Origin of the sequence: Flavobacterium aquicola (genome assembly GCF_003385115.1) — a bacterium.
In the GTDB taxonomy this organism is placed as follows: Bacteria; Bacteroidota; Bacteroidia; order Flavobacteriales; family Flavobacteriaceae; genus Flavobacterium; species Flavobacterium aquicola.
In genome coordinates this window covers 94,585-111,175 of record NZ_QUNI01000004.1, presented here as the reverse complement: position 1 = coordinate 111,175, position 16,591 = coordinate 94,585, and the positions used below count along the sequence as shown (strand labels likewise).

The 16,591-nt window shown below is 34.3% G+C and carries 17 protein-coding genes and 1 pseudogene; 14 read left to right on the top strand and 4 right to left on the bottom strand.

Translation table 11 applies throughout. From position 1 onward, the window contains the following. Positions 1 to 181 precede the first annotated feature (181 nt). From C8P67_RS08015 to C8P67_RS08000, 4 genes and pseudogenes are all read right to left on the bottom strand, one after another. On the bottom strand, positions 182 to 1,297 hold the full coding sequence (locus C8P67_RS08015; RefSeq protein ID WP_115812183.1) for a PepSY-associated TM helix domain-containing protein: 1,116 nt from the start codon (positions 1,295 to 1,297) through the stop codon (positions 182 to 184). Between the two features lie 22 nt (positions 1,298 to 1,319). After that, positions 1,320 to 3,764 (bottom strand): TonB-dependent receptor, encoded by a 2,445-nt coding sequence (locus C8P67_RS08010; RefSeq protein WP_115812181.1) that lies wholly within the window; start codon positions 3,762 to 3,764, stop codon positions 1,320 to 1,322. A 585-nt stretch (positions 3,765 to 4,349) separates the two neighbouring features. Continuing rightward, positions 4,350 to 4,571: pseudogene (locus C8P67_RS08005) on the bottom strand (IS3 family transposase); the annotation flags it as partial. Positions 4,572 to 4,731: 160 nt separating this feature from the next. Continuing rightward, positions 4,732 to 5,340, bottom strand: coding sequence for an NAD(P)H-dependent oxidoreductase (locus C8P67_RS08000; protein WP_115812177.1), 609 nt, complete (start codon positions 5,338 to 5,340; stop codon positions 4,732 to 4,734). A gap of 127 nt (positions 5,341 to 5,467) precedes the next feature. On the opposite strand from C8P67_RS08000, the gene C8P67_RS07995 reads away from it, so the two are divergent. The 14 genes from C8P67_RS07995 (at position 5,468) to C8P67_RS07935 (ending at position 16,591) form a co-directional block, all read left to right on the top strand. Then, positions 5,468 to 5,806 (top strand): winged helix-turn-helix transcriptional regulator, encoded by a 339-nt coding sequence (locus C8P67_RS07995; protein WP_115812175.1) that lies wholly within the window; start codon positions 5,468 to 5,470, stop codon positions 5,804 to 5,806. A 515-nt stretch (positions 5,807 to 6,321) separates the two neighbouring features. Next, positions 6,322 to 6,663, top strand: coding sequence for a TolC family protein (locus tag C8P67_RS07990; RefSeq protein ID WP_115812173.1), 342 nt, complete (start codon positions 6,322 to 6,324; stop codon positions 6,661 to 6,663). Continuing rightward, positions 6,636 to 6,926 (top strand): TolC family protein, encoded by a 291-nt coding sequence (locus C8P67_RS22490; RefSeq protein WP_115812171.1) that lies wholly within the window; start codon positions 6,636 to 6,638, stop codon positions 6,924 to 6,926. Before C8P67_RS07990 ends, C8P67_RS22490 begins: the two co-directional genes overlap by 28 nt. 142 nt (positions 6,927 to 7,068) lie before the next feature. After that, the gene (locus tag C8P67_RS22485; RefSeq protein WP_394338645.1) at positions 7,069 to 7,212 is read left to right on the top strand and encodes a TolC family protein; all 144 of its coding nucleotides are present in this window, start codon (positions 7,069 to 7,071) and stop codon (positions 7,210 to 7,212) included. A 176-nt stretch (positions 7,213 to 7,388) separates the two neighbouring features. Beyond that, positions 7,389 to 8,399: an MBL fold metallo-hydrolase gene (locus C8P67_RS07980; protein ID WP_115812169.1), complete on the top strand. Its 1,011-nt coding sequence runs from the start codon at positions 7,389 to 7,391 to the stop codon at positions 8,397 to 8,399. A 314-nt stretch (positions 8,400 to 8,713) separates the two neighbouring features. Next, positions 8,714 to 9,166, top strand: a complete 453-nt coding sequence (locus tag C8P67_RS07975; protein WP_115812167.1) for an MFS transporter — start codon at positions 8,714 to 8,716, stop codon at positions 9,164 to 9,166. A 179-nt stretch (positions 9,167 to 9,345) separates the two neighbouring features. Continuing rightward, entirely contained in the window at positions 9,346 to 9,588 is a 243-nt protein-coding gene (locus tag C8P67_RS07970) for a hypothetical protein (RefSeq protein ID WP_115812165.1), read from the top strand. 267 nt (positions 9,589 to 9,855) lie between these two features. Next, positions 9,856 to 10,713, top strand: a complete 858-nt coding sequence (locus tag C8P67_RS07965; RefSeq protein ID WP_115812163.1) for a response regulator transcription factor — start codon at positions 9,856 to 9,858, stop codon at positions 10,711 to 10,713. Positions 10,714 to 11,011: 298 nt separating this feature from the next. Then, the gene (locus C8P67_RS07960; protein WP_115812161.1) at positions 11,012 to 11,374 is read left to right on the top strand and encodes an MDR/zinc-dependent alcohol dehydrogenase-like family protein; all 363 of its coding nucleotides are present in this window, start codon (positions 11,012 to 11,014) and stop codon (positions 11,372 to 11,374) included. Between the two features lie 65 nt (positions 11,375 to 11,439). Further along, positions 11,440 to 12,546, top strand: coding sequence for an alpha/beta hydrolase (locus C8P67_RS07955; RefSeq protein WP_115812160.1), 1,107 nt, complete (start codon positions 11,440 to 11,442; stop codon positions 12,544 to 12,546). Positions 12,547 to 12,975: 429 nt separating this feature from the next. Beyond that, on the top strand, positions 12,976 to 13,884 hold the full coding sequence (locus C8P67_RS07950) for an NAD(P)H-binding protein (RefSeq protein WP_115812158.1): 909 nt from the start codon (positions 12,976 to 12,978) through the stop codon (positions 13,882 to 13,884). A gap of 333 nt (positions 13,885 to 14,217) precedes the next feature. Next, positions 14,218 to 15,084: a bifunctional helix-turn-helix domain-containing protein/methylated-DNA--[protein]-cysteine S-methyltransferase gene (locus tag C8P67_RS07945; protein WP_115812155.1), complete on the top strand. Its 867-nt coding sequence runs from the start codon at positions 14,218 to 14,220 to the stop codon at positions 15,082 to 15,084. Between the two features lie 41 nt (positions 15,085 to 15,125). Further along, entirely contained in the window at positions 15,126 to 15,878 is a 753-nt protein-coding gene (locus C8P67_RS07940) for an SDR family oxidoreductase (RefSeq protein WP_115812153.1), read from the top strand. Continuing rightward, the gene (locus C8P67_RS07935) at positions 15,878 to 16,591 is read left to right on the top strand and encodes a 2OG-Fe(II) oxygenase (protein ID WP_115812151.1); all 714 of its coding nucleotides are present in this window, start codon (positions 15,878 to 15,880) and stop codon (positions 16,589 to 16,591) included. Before C8P67_RS07940 ends, C8P67_RS07935 begins: the two co-directional genes overlap by 1 nt.

The window sequence follows — 16,591 nt, the reverse complement described above, 5'->3', positions numbered from 1 at the left end:
ATATAATTTTGCTTTATATGATATTTTTATATGTTTTCACATATAAAAATGTAGTTTTCAATTTTTGCAATTATTATACCATCTTTTTCATAGATGTAAATTTAGAAAGTATTGTTTCTTTTAATCTTTCGAATTATAGTCTTTTTTTTGCAAACGGATTAAACATAAGACCATAATTAATTTAAAAATGATTTTTTTTCTTTTTTCGCCCTATCCAAATTAAAAAACCTGTTATTGGAGCTGTCGCAGCTATGAGACAAACTAAAAAAGCAATTATTTTCGTTGGGTAGACCAAAATACTACCCGTATGCAGAGGAAAAATAATTCGTCTTATTTTGTCGCCAAGAGTAAAAGATTCGTATGGTTTTATTTGAAAAATTTCTGCAGTGTATTTGTCAAAATATGCAATAGATGATTGATTAGGGATGTTTTTTTCTAAATTTTCCTTGGTTACAAAAATACTGTTAATGGTGTCTTTTGGCATTCGAATTTGAATATCTCCTTTGAAGGGATAAACACGGTTCGTTACATCTAAAATAGTCTGATAAAAAACGGTGTTTTTTAGTTTAGGTTCTGTTTTTGTAGGATTTTCTACAGTTACACTTGTTTTTTTTGAGGTGCCGTCTGAAAAATAGTAAATAGTATTTTCAAACCATTTGAATGACCATGTCAAACCTGTTAGTGAAATTATCAAAAGGAAAAGAAAACTATAGAATCCTAAAGTTGAGTGAAAATCCCAATTCACTCTTTTAAATGAAGCTTTCCATTTGATAATTAATCGTTGTTTAAGGGTTTTAATTTTTTTTGGCCACCAAAGAAACAAACCGCTAATTAATAAAACAACAAATATCAGGCATGAGTAACCAGTAATTAACTTTCCCGTTTCTCCCATTAATAAGTTTCGATGCAAATTGTTGACAATAGAAAAAAAGCGACTTTTCATAGTTACCTTATCTATTATTTTCCCAGTATATGGGTTAATGGCAAAAATTTGTGTTTCATCATTGCTATCTTTAGCCATTACAAGGGATGTTCGTTTAGGGTCATTATAGGTGTATATTCTATTGATTGTTTTTATGGAATATTTTTTTTCTAATATTTCAATGCTGTAGTCGATAGCTTTTTTTTCTTTGGCAATACTTGTAACTGTATAGAATTCTGGATGCAGAATTTCCTCAATTTCTTCTTCAAAAACTAATATGCTTCCCGTGAGAGCCACAATAAACACAATAAGCCCGGATGCAAGTCCGAGCCATAAGTGAATTTGAGAAATTATTTTTTTTACTCTTTTAGACATAAAAATCTTTTTTTGGGATAAATTAAAATGAATATCCAAGTGTCAACATCCAATTTCTTGGCGCTCCAGGGAATAGCCGTATGTAATCATAGCCTCCAACCCAGTATGTTTTATTGGCAAGATTGTTGGCATTTAACTGAAGTTTGAATTTATCAATAGTGTAGTATAAAGCTGCATTCATAACCGCGTAACCCGGTAAGGTTTGTGTATTGGTCTGGCTCATTGTCCTTGTGGTAACATAGTTTGCCCCAAAGGCAATTCCAAAATCTTTCAGGGTTCCGTTTGTAAAATTATATCTCGTCCAGATATTACCCTGATTGGCTGGTGTGTTTGGCTTTTGTCGGCCAATTTCTTCGGCTACAGGACTGTCGGTAATATGGGATTCATTGTAGGAATAGGCAACCGAAATACTCCACTGAGGTAAAATGTTACCTGTAATGTCAACTTCGATACCTTTGGACTCTTCTTTTCCTATGGCTCTCATTAAATCAGGATTGCCTGCATCGTTGGCAGTATATAATGTGTTTTTCTGTTCAATTTTATAAAGTGCCAGGGTAACAAATAATTTGTCATTAAACCAAGATGATTTCCCGCCTGCTTCGATCATGTCATTTTCTAAAGGATCAAAAGGACCTCCTGCATTTGGATTTGCAATAACAGATGCTGTTTGCGGGTTGTATCCCGTTACATAGGTGCTGTAAAGATTAATGTTAGGGCTTATAGTGTACGTAAGTCCGATACGGGGAAGAAGAGAGTGCTGCTTGACTTTTTCTTCGGTTGGTTTATTATAATTCGTTCGGTCGATATATTCATCATAGCGAAAACCAATTAAAGCCTGCAATTCCCCCCATTTTATATGATCCTGCACATATACGCCGTAAGTAGAATAGTAGGACTGCTCGAATGGTACTGTGGTATAAAAATATTTGCTTATATCCTTCAATTGTTGGGATGAAGAAGGGTTTGCCAAATCAAAATGTGCGACATTGGGAACTGGATTTCCTTTTGAATCTAATAAATAAGCATTTTTATTATTTGGATTGTAGGTTGCGATAGCTCCGGTGTTGGTGGCATTTCTGTATCCTCTTGCCTGTAGCTGGGATCCTCCGGCAGGAACCTGCTCCTGTGCGTAATCAAAACCTAAAATTAAATTATGGGTAAGGGTTCCGGTTTCTGCTTTGTAATTCAGAAAACTGGATATGTTGTCAATGTAGCGTTTTCTTTTTCGCATAAAAACCTGCATCTCGATTTGGGTAGGAATAGTTGCTCCGTCGCCATCTACAGCATATTTGTTAGCCCCGCGATGTTCTAATAAATCTTCACTGTAACCTGTTCTGATATAAGAACTTGAAAAACTCAGTTTATCTGTAAATTGATGATTCAAGGATGTTGTCAAAATGTACGTTTCTTCATTTAAATAATCATTTGTTGAATTGAGCGATTGGCTTGTTTTCGTAGAATATAAATCATTTTCGTAAGTAGACTGGCCACGGTCCAAAATGCTTTTAGAGCTGGTATAAATCAAATCAAGATTGACACGTGTTTTGTCGTTTGGTAAAAAAGACAGGGAAGGCGCAATTACAATGTTTTTATCAAATTGCAGATCCCTGAAAGAATTAGCATTTTCATAACCGAGGTTAAGACGGTATAAAAGTGTTTTCTTTTCGTTTAGCGGACCAGTAAAGTCAGTCAATGCCCTGAGTGTATTAAAACTGCCGGTAGAAAAACTAATGCTGTTTGCTGCTTTGTCGAGCGGTTTTTTTGTTACTCTGTTTACAACCCCACCCGGAGAAGCATTGCCAAACAGTGCAGATGATGGACCTTTTAAAACCTCGACCCTTTCTAAATAATTGGCCAGTGGCTGTTTCCAGAATCCGGTTGAAGTTCGTAATCCGTTAAGAAGCTGCGTATTGCTTTGGCCATTAATACGAAACCCCCTGATAGAAATATCATCGTAAAAAGTAAATTGACTCACACCGCTAAAGTTTTTCACAACTTCTCCAACACGAATGGCGCCCTGGTCTGCAATTAATTCTTTGGTTGCATAAGAAACTGCCTGAGGCAAATCCTTTAATGCAATTTCTGTTTTTGCTCCGATAAAAGATTTAGTGTTTTTATATGATTTTTCTTTTCTCCCGGTAATTTCTACAGTTTGCAGTTCATTAATATTTTCTCCCATTGAGATGGAGAGATTCATTTTTTCGTTATCCTGCAATACTATTTCTTTTGTCTGCGGAGCATATCCCAATGATGTGAATAAAAGAGTGTATTTGCCGGCTTTTAAATTATAGAATTCAAAATTTCCTAGGTTGTCTGTGGTTGTTTTTTCGCCGGTTTGCTTTATCGTTACCGTGGCATAGAAGTTTTCAATATTATTTTCGGGTGTTATTTTTCCCTTGATTTCGGTGTTTTGGGCCTGACTTAAATTAAAAAAGGCTACAAATACAAGGATATACAATGATTTCATTTTTGAGGGTTTAAAAATTTCAGCAAATGTATATTTTTATTTAGAATAAATAAAAATAATAATTTTAAATATTACGAATTTTCAACATATTTATTGACTGTGTTATTAAATTATTGAATATCAGTATATAGTAATGGGTATATTTGAATAGTTACGATTTAAACTTATCGTATGGACAAATTACTACATTCTACAAAAAAACGTTGGGGAGTAGAAGAATATTACAAATTAATAAAAAGCAATGTAGGGTTCAAATTCCAGTATCGTTGGCTACCTGCTACCAATTTCAATTGACCTTTAATTTCAATATAGTTTCCAATTGAAGCCTAATTGTAATTGATAGATTTTTATGATGATAGCTTTGTTTTGTTAAAGTGCTGGTTAATAATTTGCACTGGTCAGTCTCATCATTTTTTCTAAATAAAAAACCTAATACGTATTTGAACTTAAGTTTATAAGGTGCTGATTTAATATGTTTATCTCCGTAAAAAATGGAGACATTATCCTGGCATAAAACTTAAGCAGGAGAAATATATGTAAAATCCGATATGATGATTTTTTGCAGCAGAAACTACGTCAATTCCATCATTTAATTAGCTGTCGATTATTAAATTCTTCTATTGTCAAATTGCCAAGAGCGGAATGCCTCCTGTGCTTGTTATAAAAATTTTCTATATAGCCGGAAATAGAATCTTTTGCTTTTTCTTTTGTAGCATATGTGTTATGGTAAACTAATTCAACTTTTAAAGTTTTGAAGAAACTCTCAGTCACAGCGTTGTCAAAACAATTTCCTTTTCCGCTCATGCTTCAGTATTCACCTCAAAATAGAAAGCACCTCGATTTGAGGTGCTATGCTTTAGCTGACAGTTTTTCTAATATTATTAAAAATTTAATTTAACTCAATATTGGCTGCATAACCAATGCAGTTTTATTTTACTATTTGCATAGGTGCATTTTATAAGAATATCTACATATTTTGAAATGTTTTTTCTAAATGCAGTGCATATTCAGTTTTATATAAATCCAATTGTGGGTTTTTCCAAACATCATAACAATGAAAGTTGGGTAATAAGCCATATCCCGAAAATTTATAATTCAAAGTAATATTGAATAAAGCATCATCTGCAGATTTTCCTGCAAACAAATATTGAGTGGTATCGTTAAATGCTTCTTTGTTAGCATTCCAAGTTGCGGAAATCATAACTTTTTTACCTTGCGACAAACCTCCAGTTCCATATTGTTTTGAAGAATCTTCTGTAGATCTTCCGTCATTAGAAACTATTTTCTGCGTCATTAAACACATCATAAATACTTCATCCACATATTTTTTATACATCCAAGGAGCATTGAACCAATTTACTGGAGTTTGAATAATGACCAAATCAGCTTGCACATGTTTTTCTATTTCCTGCTCGGGATTATAACCGTCAGTAATCATAGTTTCCAAAACTTCATAACCTTTTTTTTCGAAAAATGTTTTGGCTTGGAGCGCTAATGTTTTATTAAGCTTTCCTTCAGATATTCCTTCATACACCTGATGAGTATGTATGATTAAAATTTTTTTATTTGTTTCCATATATAATTTTACATTTTTGTTCGGTCAAAAGTAGATATTTACTATCTTTGAAGCAAGAACTTACTAAATTGTAATATACTATACTAAAATATACTTTTGTTGTAAATCAATACTTTAAAATAAAAAAATGCAAAAAAAAATTAAAAATATTAATGACTGCCCCATTACTATATTTATGGAGAAAATTGGAGGGAAGTGGAAAACAGTAATTATTTATCTGCTTCTGGCAAATGGGACAATGCGATTTAGTGAACTGGAAAGAGCATTAGGTGGCATAACTCAAAAAATGCTCTCTCAGCAGCTTAAAAGTTTAGAAGAAGATTTAATTATAAATAGAATCTCTTATCCCGTTGTACCTCCAAAAGTCGAATACAACTTGACAACAAAAGGAAAAACACTATTTAGTCTTCTGGAAAATATAATGTCATGGAGCACTGAAAATCTAATAAAAACTGAAGATAAATAATAGGTTTTAAAAGTAATAAGCTAAAACTTTCGGCTAATGAGAGTAGAGAAGGTGATCTCTTCAATACAAACTGGTTATAAAAGAACTAATTAGATGGGTATTGCCTCTGCCTGCTTCTAAGACATTAAAAAAAAAGCACTAATTATATTACTTTCCAACTGTCCTGAGAAGATGATTGCCAGAAGATTTTCTTATTTTGTCTGTTTTCCTTTTTTTATTGAGCAAGAAGGTTTTAGCACGATAATTTTAAAATATATGATTCTGCTATGCTCCTTCATTGATGAGATAAAATAGAATACTTTGATTGAAAAATCCCCCATAGGTGTTTTATGATTGAGTTATTTTGACTCAATTTGGACAGCTGATGATACAGAGGACTCATATTTATTGTTCAATATGATCTTTTTTCATCATTTTCGTGGGAAGCAGACATAGGGGGTAAACTTACAAGTTCAAAAAGAGCCGCATTTGCGGATCTGCAACAGAAAAAATCAGCATACTAGGCCTTACAGTCGATTGTTGTCAGCAATACAGCTTCGCTTTATTACCAGCTTCTTGGATTGGATGCGCAAAAGAAGATAGTAGAGCAGACCATTATAAAAAGAAAGCAGCTACTGGAGGCATCTGCAGCTTTAAAGCAGGCAGGGATGCTTACTAAAACAGCTTTAAAACAGACCGAAGCGCTTATGTATAATGCAGAATCTTCGCTGATCTCATTAATTCTCAAATTAAAGTCTGCGAGAATTCTTTTAGACTACTGCTGGCAGAAGAGCCTGGAACGTGGAGCGTGGAATTTTAGAAGAACAGCAGATTCTTACAGATTTAGTTATTGGAGTTCCTTACCAGCTTTTGGCTAACCGTCCCGGATATCCGTGCAGCTGAGTATGACTTAATAAAAACATTTCAGTTTGTCACTGCTGCTAAGGCAGATTTTTACCCAAGTTTCAGATTAACGGCCGGAACTGGATTCCAGAGTATAGATATTGATCAGATTTTCAGCCCCGCAGCATTATTTGCTAACGTTATAGCATCATTTACCCAGCCCCTTTGGAATCAGAGGAAATTAAAGACTGCTTATGAAATAATCGAGGTCAATAAACAAATCGCATATTTAAATTAGCGTAAATCTATTTTGACCCCAGACAGAGAAGTTTCCGATGCCTTACTCAATATAGAAGCTCGGAGTGGCATCGAGTCTTTTAAGATAAAAGAATATTCAGCATATCTGTCCGCAACAATTTATTCAATGGAATTAATGAATTATGGGACTGGCTAATTATCTCGAAGTAATAAGGAGCCAGGAGAATGAACTTGATGCACAGCTAGAAATAATTGATGCAGAGTACAAAAAAATGAATGCAGTAGTAGAGCTGTACAGGGCTCTGGGAAGAGGCTGGAATCAATAAAAGCAATCAAGATTGTGAATTAGGACAATAGCTTCAGTTCGGATTAAAGATGAGAATCGGCCCTCATTTAGTTTGAGATTCATAATAATCACTTTGAAATCATTAATTCAGAGTTACCAATAGTAGATAATTTTGGATGATAATTATTTGAAATTAGAAACAAAAAAAGACAAGACATGAATAGAAGAGATTTAATAAAAAAAGTAGCCCTTGCAGGTATATTGACAGCAGTTCCCTTTTCAGAGTTCTACGGTGCAGAAAAAGAGAAGGAAAAAGAAGTTAAGGACAATTTCTCCGGTTTTCAAAAAGTAAAAATGGGAGATTTAACCATTTACATACTGTCAGATGGTTATCTCAGGGAAGATGATATTAAAACCTATGCGCCAAAGGCTGATGCAAAAGAACTTAAAAACCTGCTGAAAGCTAATTTCAGACCTGCTGATCATATAGATATGGCAATAAATGTTCCATTGGTGCAGACCAGAGACAGGCTTATTTTATTTGATTCGGGCATGGGGATATTTGCTGATGAGAGAACTGGTTTTCTTCAAAAAAGTCTTTCTAAGGCTGGCTTTGCAAGGAAAGATATTACGGATGTATTTATTTCACATGCACACATTGACCATATTGGAGGGCTGATAGATAAAAATGATGCTCTGGTTTATCCTAATGCGGTATACCATATTTCTAAAAGAGAATTTGATTTTTGGATGAATGCAGAAGAGTCTGATTTTACAAGCAGTTATCTAATAAACGAGCCTAAAAAAATACAATTTTTAGTTCAGGGTGCGCAGAAAGTTTTAAAAGTTATAGAGTCCAAGACTACCTTCTTTGATTTTTCAAGTACGCTGTACAGCTATTTCAGTTTTGAGTCTGCACAAGGGCATACTCCGGGAATGACTATGATATCTGTTCAGGTAGCCGGCAAAAAGCTGACCTATATTGCTGATCTCTCTCACAGCGATGTACTTTTGTTTTCTCATCCTGAATGGGGCTTTTTCGCGGATACTGATATTCAGATGGCTGCCAGATCTAGGAGAGATATCAGCGGACAGCTGGCTGAAAATGGAAATTTAGCATTAGGCTATCATCTTCCATGGCCGGGGCTGGGAAATGTAGCAAAAGCTGAAGAAAACTTTAGATGGATTCCTTATCCTGTCTATCGTCCCGGAGAAATCGAATTGTAAAAATATAGTTTTCAGATATAAAATTAAAGAGTTTACCAATTTGAAAATTATTTGAAATTCTTAACAATTAACTTGAAAATCGTTATCAGCTCATTACATCGGACAGTAACTTTGCGAATTAAAAGCTGTCGGTTAGAGATGTTGTTTTTGTATGTATTTGATATAGCGGTGTATGGTTTAATGGCGTCTCAAAAAGTTTAGAGTTTAAAGCTTAAGTGAAATGAAACTATTGAATTAAGACAATAAAATTCTTTGGCAGTAATAATTGATTTAAAAAGATTAATACAGCCTGTAAAAAAAACAATTTTTAAATTATGAATTATAAAAATTATATGGCTGATTTAGAGTCATCTGCATCAGGATCTCAACTGGCGGTGTGGGATGCGGTATTTGCGATTGCACTGGCTGTTATGGGACTAATAGTTTCAGAATTTCTTCCCGCAAGCCTCTTAACGCCAATAGCACAGGATCTAGGTATTTCAGAAGGTCTTGCAGGGCAGGCAGTTTCTGTAACAGCGGGAATTGCAATGGTTTCGAGTCTTTTTATTTCTGTGCTGACTGGGAGAGCTGACCGCCGTAAAGTATTTCTCTTCTTTGGGATGCTTCAGATTGTTTCTAATTTTACCGTATACTATGCTCACAATTTTACGGTTCTGCTGATAGGAAGGATTTTGCTCGGAGCAGGAATTGGTGGCTTTTGGGCCATGCTGGCAGTAGCTGCAATGCGCTTGGTTCCAGAAGTTAAAATAGCAAAGCATTTACCGTAATTTATACTTCTTATATTTGGTCTTGTAAATCTTGCGGGTGCGGGCCTTTGCCAGATATCTGCTAGGATCTGTACCATATTCTTACCATTATTGCTTTAATTTTAGGAATTACTACCGCAGGGTTAGCTGTCTATACCAATTTAATAATTATTGATACACTATTGGTTGGTTTGTAGGGAATGGCTATCGGCATAATACATCTGGGATGGATTGCATGGCTTACTAAGACAGCGCCTGATCAGGCTGAAAGTGCTGGCGGAATTCAGATTGCCGTAATAAAGCTTGCAATTATGGTAGGCGCATCAAGCGGAGGCTTTGTTTTTGATGCAGTTGGAGTTGAAGGGGGATTTATTTACAGTTGTGCTGTATTCTTCTTAGCTACTGTTTCAGTTGTTTGTGCCTCAGATAAAGAGTTTAATTAGGAAGAGTTTATTAACTTAGCATGCCTAAACGTTTGAAAACTAATGCTGTAATATAAATAAGAGACCGAAAACAATATGCCATTTGTATAAGAACTACCATATGGCTCGGAATCAAGAATATTATTTGTGATAAAAGAAAAAAGTTTAAAGATTCCTGCATCACTTTTAAATTAAAAGTTTTGAAAAAACCGAAACACAGGCGCTTTGGCTGCAATATGAATTTCAAGATAATGAATAACTAACTAATCTAGCTATAAAATATATATTATGAAAGAGGCTGCATTACAACCAAATATTGTAAAAAACATGAAATACAGTGTTTTATGCAATAAAGGAGATGGTAATCCTGTATTAACATACAGCAGAAAAGATTTTTATAAAGTCTGTCTTTATGAGGGTAAATGTATTATTGATTATGCAGATCGAAGCATACATCTGGACGGAATGATTTTATTTTTCGGAACACCGCACATCCCTTATTCTTGGGATGATATTGATAAGAAAATGTCATACTCAGGTTTGTTTACCGAAGAATTTTTAAAAACAAATAATAATTCGGAAAGTTTGCAGCAGTCCCCTTTGTTTAAGATAGGTGGAACACCCATTTTCAGTCTGACAAAAGAACAAGGGAAAGAAATTCTGGAGATATTTGAAAAAATGACTGCTGCCAGCCAGACTAATTATGAATTTAGAGAAGAATTAATCCGCAATTATATTAATCTTTTAATTCATTCTGCTCTTCAGATGCAGCCTTCTGAAGGCTATAACAGGTCAAAAAATGCTTCTTCAAGGATCGCATCTTTATTTTTAGAGCAGATGGAACGCCAGTTTCCTATTGAATCGCCAAATTTGCCACTTAAATTAAAAAATGCAAGTGATTTTGCAGACAGTCTTGCTGTGCATGTAAATCATTTAAATAAATCAGTTAAAGAGGTAACAGGAAGATCAACCAGTTCACATATTTCAGATAGAATTATTACAGAGGCTAAGGCATTGCTTTCTTATACAGACTGGCACGTTGCTGATATTGCATTTAGTCTTGGTTTTGAATATCCTACTTATTTTAATAATTATTTTAAAAAACACACAGGGATTACTCCTTCTATATTTAGGGGGGGGGTATAACAAAAAACATACTTACTTTTTTTAAAACACAGAGGACTTTATAGTTTTCTGTGTTTTTTTATGTCTTTAATACTGTTGTTTCTCTGTGAGCTAAGAACAGCAGTTTTCCATCTGTGCATTAATTTATTCTGTTATACCTGTAGTTTCAGACCAAATAATTTTCAGCAATACTAAAGAAGAGATACTAAATTTTAAATACGACTTGAAAATCATAATAATTGATTTGAAAACTATTACCCCCAAGGCTTTCTTGTGATCTAAATTTGTACCAGTAATTCAATTAGTTAAAAATGTAATTATGGAGAAACTCAAACCGTATAAAAAGAAACTTCATTATATGATTTCAACGATACCTGCACAATTTGATCTGGGGGCCTATCCGTCTATTGTAAAACCTGGCGGACATTTTACCCAGATTGGAATGCCTGTTGGTTTTCAGATCAATGTAAGCAACATAGAACTTGCCTCGAGCAGGGTGAATTTTAACGCCAGCCTTATTGGTGGAATCCCGCAGACTCAAGAAGTGCTACATTATTGTGCAGACAACAGAATTTATCCTAAAATACAGGTTGTAAAAGCAGACGAGATTAATGAATCATGGGAAAAGATTCTAAATAAACACGCACGATACAGATATGTTATCGATGCAAAGACTTTTTAATAAAACAGTTTAAAATTCAAATCGTAATGATTTGACGCATATTCCATAATCTAAATAAAAAACAAATGAAAAAAACACACTTATTGGTACTGATGCTGCTTATTGCAATATCAGCATGTACCCAGAAAAAAGAAAACACTTCAGACACAGCACGGCAGGCTGGTGAAGCAGACCAGGAAAAGGGAGGAGAGGAGATGAAAGAAATATCGCCCGCCGATTACACAACTTTTAAAGTGAGTGACAGTGTTGCCATGTACGGGGTATCTTTCAAGAATCAGTACAAGATGAATATAGTTGGGCATCTTTTTATCAGGAAAGATTTAGATCAGAAACAGAAACATAGAGCCATTATTGTAGGCCATCCTATGGGAGCTGTAAAGGAGCAGGCTGCTGATGTATATGCATCTAAAATGGCAGAAAAAGGTTTTATTACTCTTGCTGTGGATTTAGCTTTTTGGGGAGAGAGTGAGGGGGAGCCTCGAAACGCAGTATCTCCGGACATGTATTCTGAAACTTTCAGTGCGGCAGTTGACTTTTTAGGCACACGTCCTTTTATTGACAGAAATAACATTGGAATTATCGGAATCTGCGGAAGCGGAAGCTTTGCCATCAGTGCGGCTAAAGTTGATCCGAGACTCAAAGCAGTGGCTACTGTAAGTATGTACGATATGGGATCTGTAACAAGAAATGGGTTAAAAAAATCCCAATCTCTTACCCAGCGTAAAGAAATGCTTGTGACAGCTGCAGAACAGCGTTATCAAGAATACACAACAGGAGAGCAGATATGGATTAACTACCTTCCTAAAGAATTAAGTGCTGATACCGATTCCATACGACGCGAATTTTTTGACTTTTACAGAACGCCGCGTGGAATCCATATTCCAAAAGGAAGAACTTTAGAGCAGACCCTTAACAGAACGTTAAGCGGTGAAACAAAATTTGTAAACTTTTACCCGTTTAATGATATTGAAACAATATCGCCTAGACCGTTATTATTTATAACCGGTGATCATGCCCATTCAAGAGAATTCAGCGAAGATGCATACAAGCGTGCAGCCCAGCCTAAAGAACTTTTAATTGTACCTAACGCAGGTCACGTGGATTTATATGACCGTGTTGAATTGATTCCGTTTGATAGATTAGAAAAGTTCTTTGCCCAGTATCTTAAGTAAGAACTGAAAGGCCTTACAAATATTTGCAGTTTTATTAATTACATTAATGGACATCTTTTTTTTTGGAGGATGTTCGAATCAAGATTGTTATTGGTGGAAATTCGCGCCAGGTGGCGCGAATTTTTTTTAAAACAAAGCCTAAAGTGTAATCTGGCTTAGTTATGGACCTTACTTAATTAAAAGATTAATAGTTAGTGTGAGTACTAAATTAAAAAAAATAAAAAGAATAAATTGTAGGATGAAAAAATTGAAAAGATTCTTAGTACAGAACAGGAGCATGAGTTTTCTGTTCGCACTTATTCTAAAGTTCAAATGTTATCTTCTCAGTGTGCAGCTCTCCTAAAAAAGGACAGGCTGAATGTCCCAGAGATTAAGGAAAATAAAAAAATGACTGTGTTAATTTTAAGTGTTGCAGGGCAGATTTGAAAAATGCTGACCGATGATTTACTTGCCCAGACAAATTACAATTTGGAATTGTATGCGAGAAACGCCAATGCACGCCTGACTGATTCTGAACGTATTAAGATTGTTGACGGGGATTTTAATGATGAGCAGCCACTGTTCAAAGCAATGGAAGGTGTTGACGTGGTGAATCTCAATGATATGAATGATTACGATGCTATCAAAAATATTCTGGCAGTGATTAAAAAACATAATGTAAAACGTATCATTACAGCTTCCATTATAGACATCTATGGAAAGGCCAATTTCGATCATCTGTCTTTTATTGAGCATTTGGCTTGGAAGAAAGCAGTCAGAGATGAAGAATATGACTGCTGCGTAGATAAATTAAGTCTGATTGAAAAAAGATTTTTAAATTTTGAAAAGCGGTTTCAAAACACATTTAAATTGGTTTATATGAGTTCATTAAAAGCACCATTTATGTATAATGAAAATGCAGAAAATATATGTTATCTGATGATAGATCAGGGAATCAGCTATGAGGGATACTATAAAATCACAATTGGTTCAGCGCTGGAAAGCAAGTCTGTAAATGATACAATAATAGCTGCAAATACTTTGGTGCTTGATTTGTCAGGCGCTTCGATCTTTAGGAATTACAATGACAGAAAAACTGAAGTATCTATACTTTTTAAAAAAGCACTGCTTCAGTTTGATTTGCTGGAGCAATTTGGGCCTTTACTTCAGCAGAAGTATCCTATAAAAGACAGCAAAGTTAGACAAGGGCTTTTTACATCATTCGCACGTATTAGGTCTGAAGCCTTTTCTGATTACTGTTACCGCGGCGAATTGATTTCAAGTCTGCTTTTTGAACTCAGCTACACTATTGTTAAAACAATGGTGCTTCCTGCTTTTTATACCTGCTGCGCTAATTAGCCTGAAATTTAAATGTTTTGATGGTGCTCTTTAGGTTTAAAATTTTATTTCTGGAAAGATGAAAAAATTAGCATTTTCTTTTATCCGTCTATAGGAAATTTATTTTTGTTTAATACAAAAAACAGTTTTTTTTCGATTTGTATTAAATTTTTGTTACCCTTTTAAAGAAGGCTAATAATATAAAGCAATAATCCATTTGAAATAAGTTTTTGTAACTTTGAAATAATAAATCAAAAGACAGTTAATGAGCCTTCTTATTCAAATAAAAATAGCAAGTATCGGATTTTATGACCGCAAAAAACTCTCGACATTTACTTCATAAAATTTGACCAAATGAATACACAGGAAGATCTAAATTATAAACGCATTGCAGAGGCAATTAATTACATAAATACTAATTTTAAAGAGCAGCCAAATTTAGATAAAGTCGCAGAAAAACTGCATTTAAGCCCATTCCATTTTCAACGTATTTTTACTGAATGGGTAGGAACTAGTCCGAAAAAATTTTTACAATACACAAGTATTGAATACGCAAAAAAATTATTAAAAGAAAACAAATCTACCTTATTCAATACAGCTTACGAAATAGGACTTTCGGGAACAAGCAGACTACACGACCTGTTTATTAACATTGAAGGGATGACTCCTGCCGAATATAAAAACGGAGGTAAAAATCTTTCGATAAATTATAGTTTTGCAAATAGCCCCTTTGGTACTATTTTAGTAGCTTCCACATTAAAAGGCATCTGTCATATAGCATTTGTTGAAGACGAATTGCAAGCCTTTTCAGTATTAGAAAATCATTATCCTAATGCAAATTTTAAACAAGAAATAGATCCTATTCAACAAACTGTTTTATCTATTTTTAATCACGATTGGCATAAACTAAATCAAATTAAACTACATTTAAAAGGTACAGACTTTCAATTGAAAGTTTGGGAAACTTTACTCAAAATCCCAATGGGACAACTTACTTCTTATGGAAGTATTGCAAAGCAAATTGACAAACCAAATGCTTCAAGAGCAGTAGGTACAGCAATTGGGGACAATCCTATTGCTTTTCTTATTCCTTGCCATCGCGTAATTCAATCAACAGGAAAATTGGGTGGTTATATGTGGGGTACAGCTCGTAAAACAGCAATTATTGGCTGGGAGGCAGCAAAAATAAATATTGAGCAAGAAACGGATTTTTTAAAATAAGGAACAGTTGCAATTTTGCATCATAAATTTTAAAAAAAATGATGACAAAATTAACAAACAAAGTAGCATTAATTACAGGTGGAACAAGCGGAATTGGTAAAGCCACAGCAATTGATTTTATAGAAAATGGTGCATCTGTGATTATTACAGGTAGATTTCAGAACACTATTGACGAAACTATAAATGAACTTGGAAAAAATGCCAAAGGCATAGTTTCTGATGCAGGAAAAATGGTAGACCTTTTGAAATTAGGAGAAAAAGTAAAATTAATTACACCACAAATTGATATTTTGTATGTAAATGCAGGTTTTGGAAAGTATGCTTCAATTGAACAAATAGACGAAAATCATTTTGACGAGCAGTTTAATGTAATTGTAAAAGGAACATTATTTACTGTTCAGCAAATTTTGCCATTAATGAAAGAAGGCGGTGTTATTATTTTGAACACTTCCATTGTAACAGAAATAGGAATGCAGAATTCATCTGTCTATTCGGCTGCAAAAGCGGCAGTTCAATCTTTTGTAAAAACATTTGCATCAGAATTAGCTTCAAAAAAAATTAGAATTAATGCAGTTAGTCCTGGACCAATTGCAACTAATTATTTTGACCGTTCAAATTTAACAACAGAACAAATACAAGGTATTGCAGGAGCAGTACTTCCACAAGTTCCACTTGCTCGTTTCGGGCAACCTCTTGAAGTAGCAAAAGCAATAACTTTCCTAGCATCCGAAGACGCCTCTTTTATGCACGGAACAGAAATATTTGTTGATGGTGGATTTCCTAAAATTAGATAATGCAAGATATAAAAAACAAAATATTCAATATTGACTGGCAGTTAATAACAGAAGAATTGAATGAAAAAGGATTTGCAATTGTTTCTGGGTTATTATCAAATAATCAATGTAATGAGATAATTGACAATTATACAAACCTAAATGCTTACAGAAAAACGGTAGTAATGGAACGCTACCGTTTTGGTTTGGGTGAATATAAATATTTCAATTACCCATTACCAAATCTGATTCAATCCATTAGAGAAAGCATATACCCTAAACTTGCGCCCATTGCAAACACCTGGATGAAAGTACTGAGTATTGATACCGTTTTTCCAGAGACACATCAAGAACTTTTGGAACAATGTAATGCAAATAATCAACTAAAAGCAACTGTTTTGATTTTGAAATATGGTAAAGGCGGACACAATACTTTACACCAAGATTTGTATGGAGATGTGTATTTCCCTATTCAAACCGTTTTATTTCTTAATGAGCCGGATCAAGAATTTACAGGTGGTGAATTTGTATTGACCCAACAAATACCAAGAGCACAATCAAAAGCCATTGTATTAAAACCAAACAAAGGAGATATGCTTATTTTTACAACCAACTTTCGACCCGTTAAAGGTACTAAAGGTTATTATCGTGTAAATATGAAACACGGAGTAAGTGAAATTCATAGTGGTGAACGTCATACTTTAGGAATTATTTTTCACGATGCTTTGACTTAA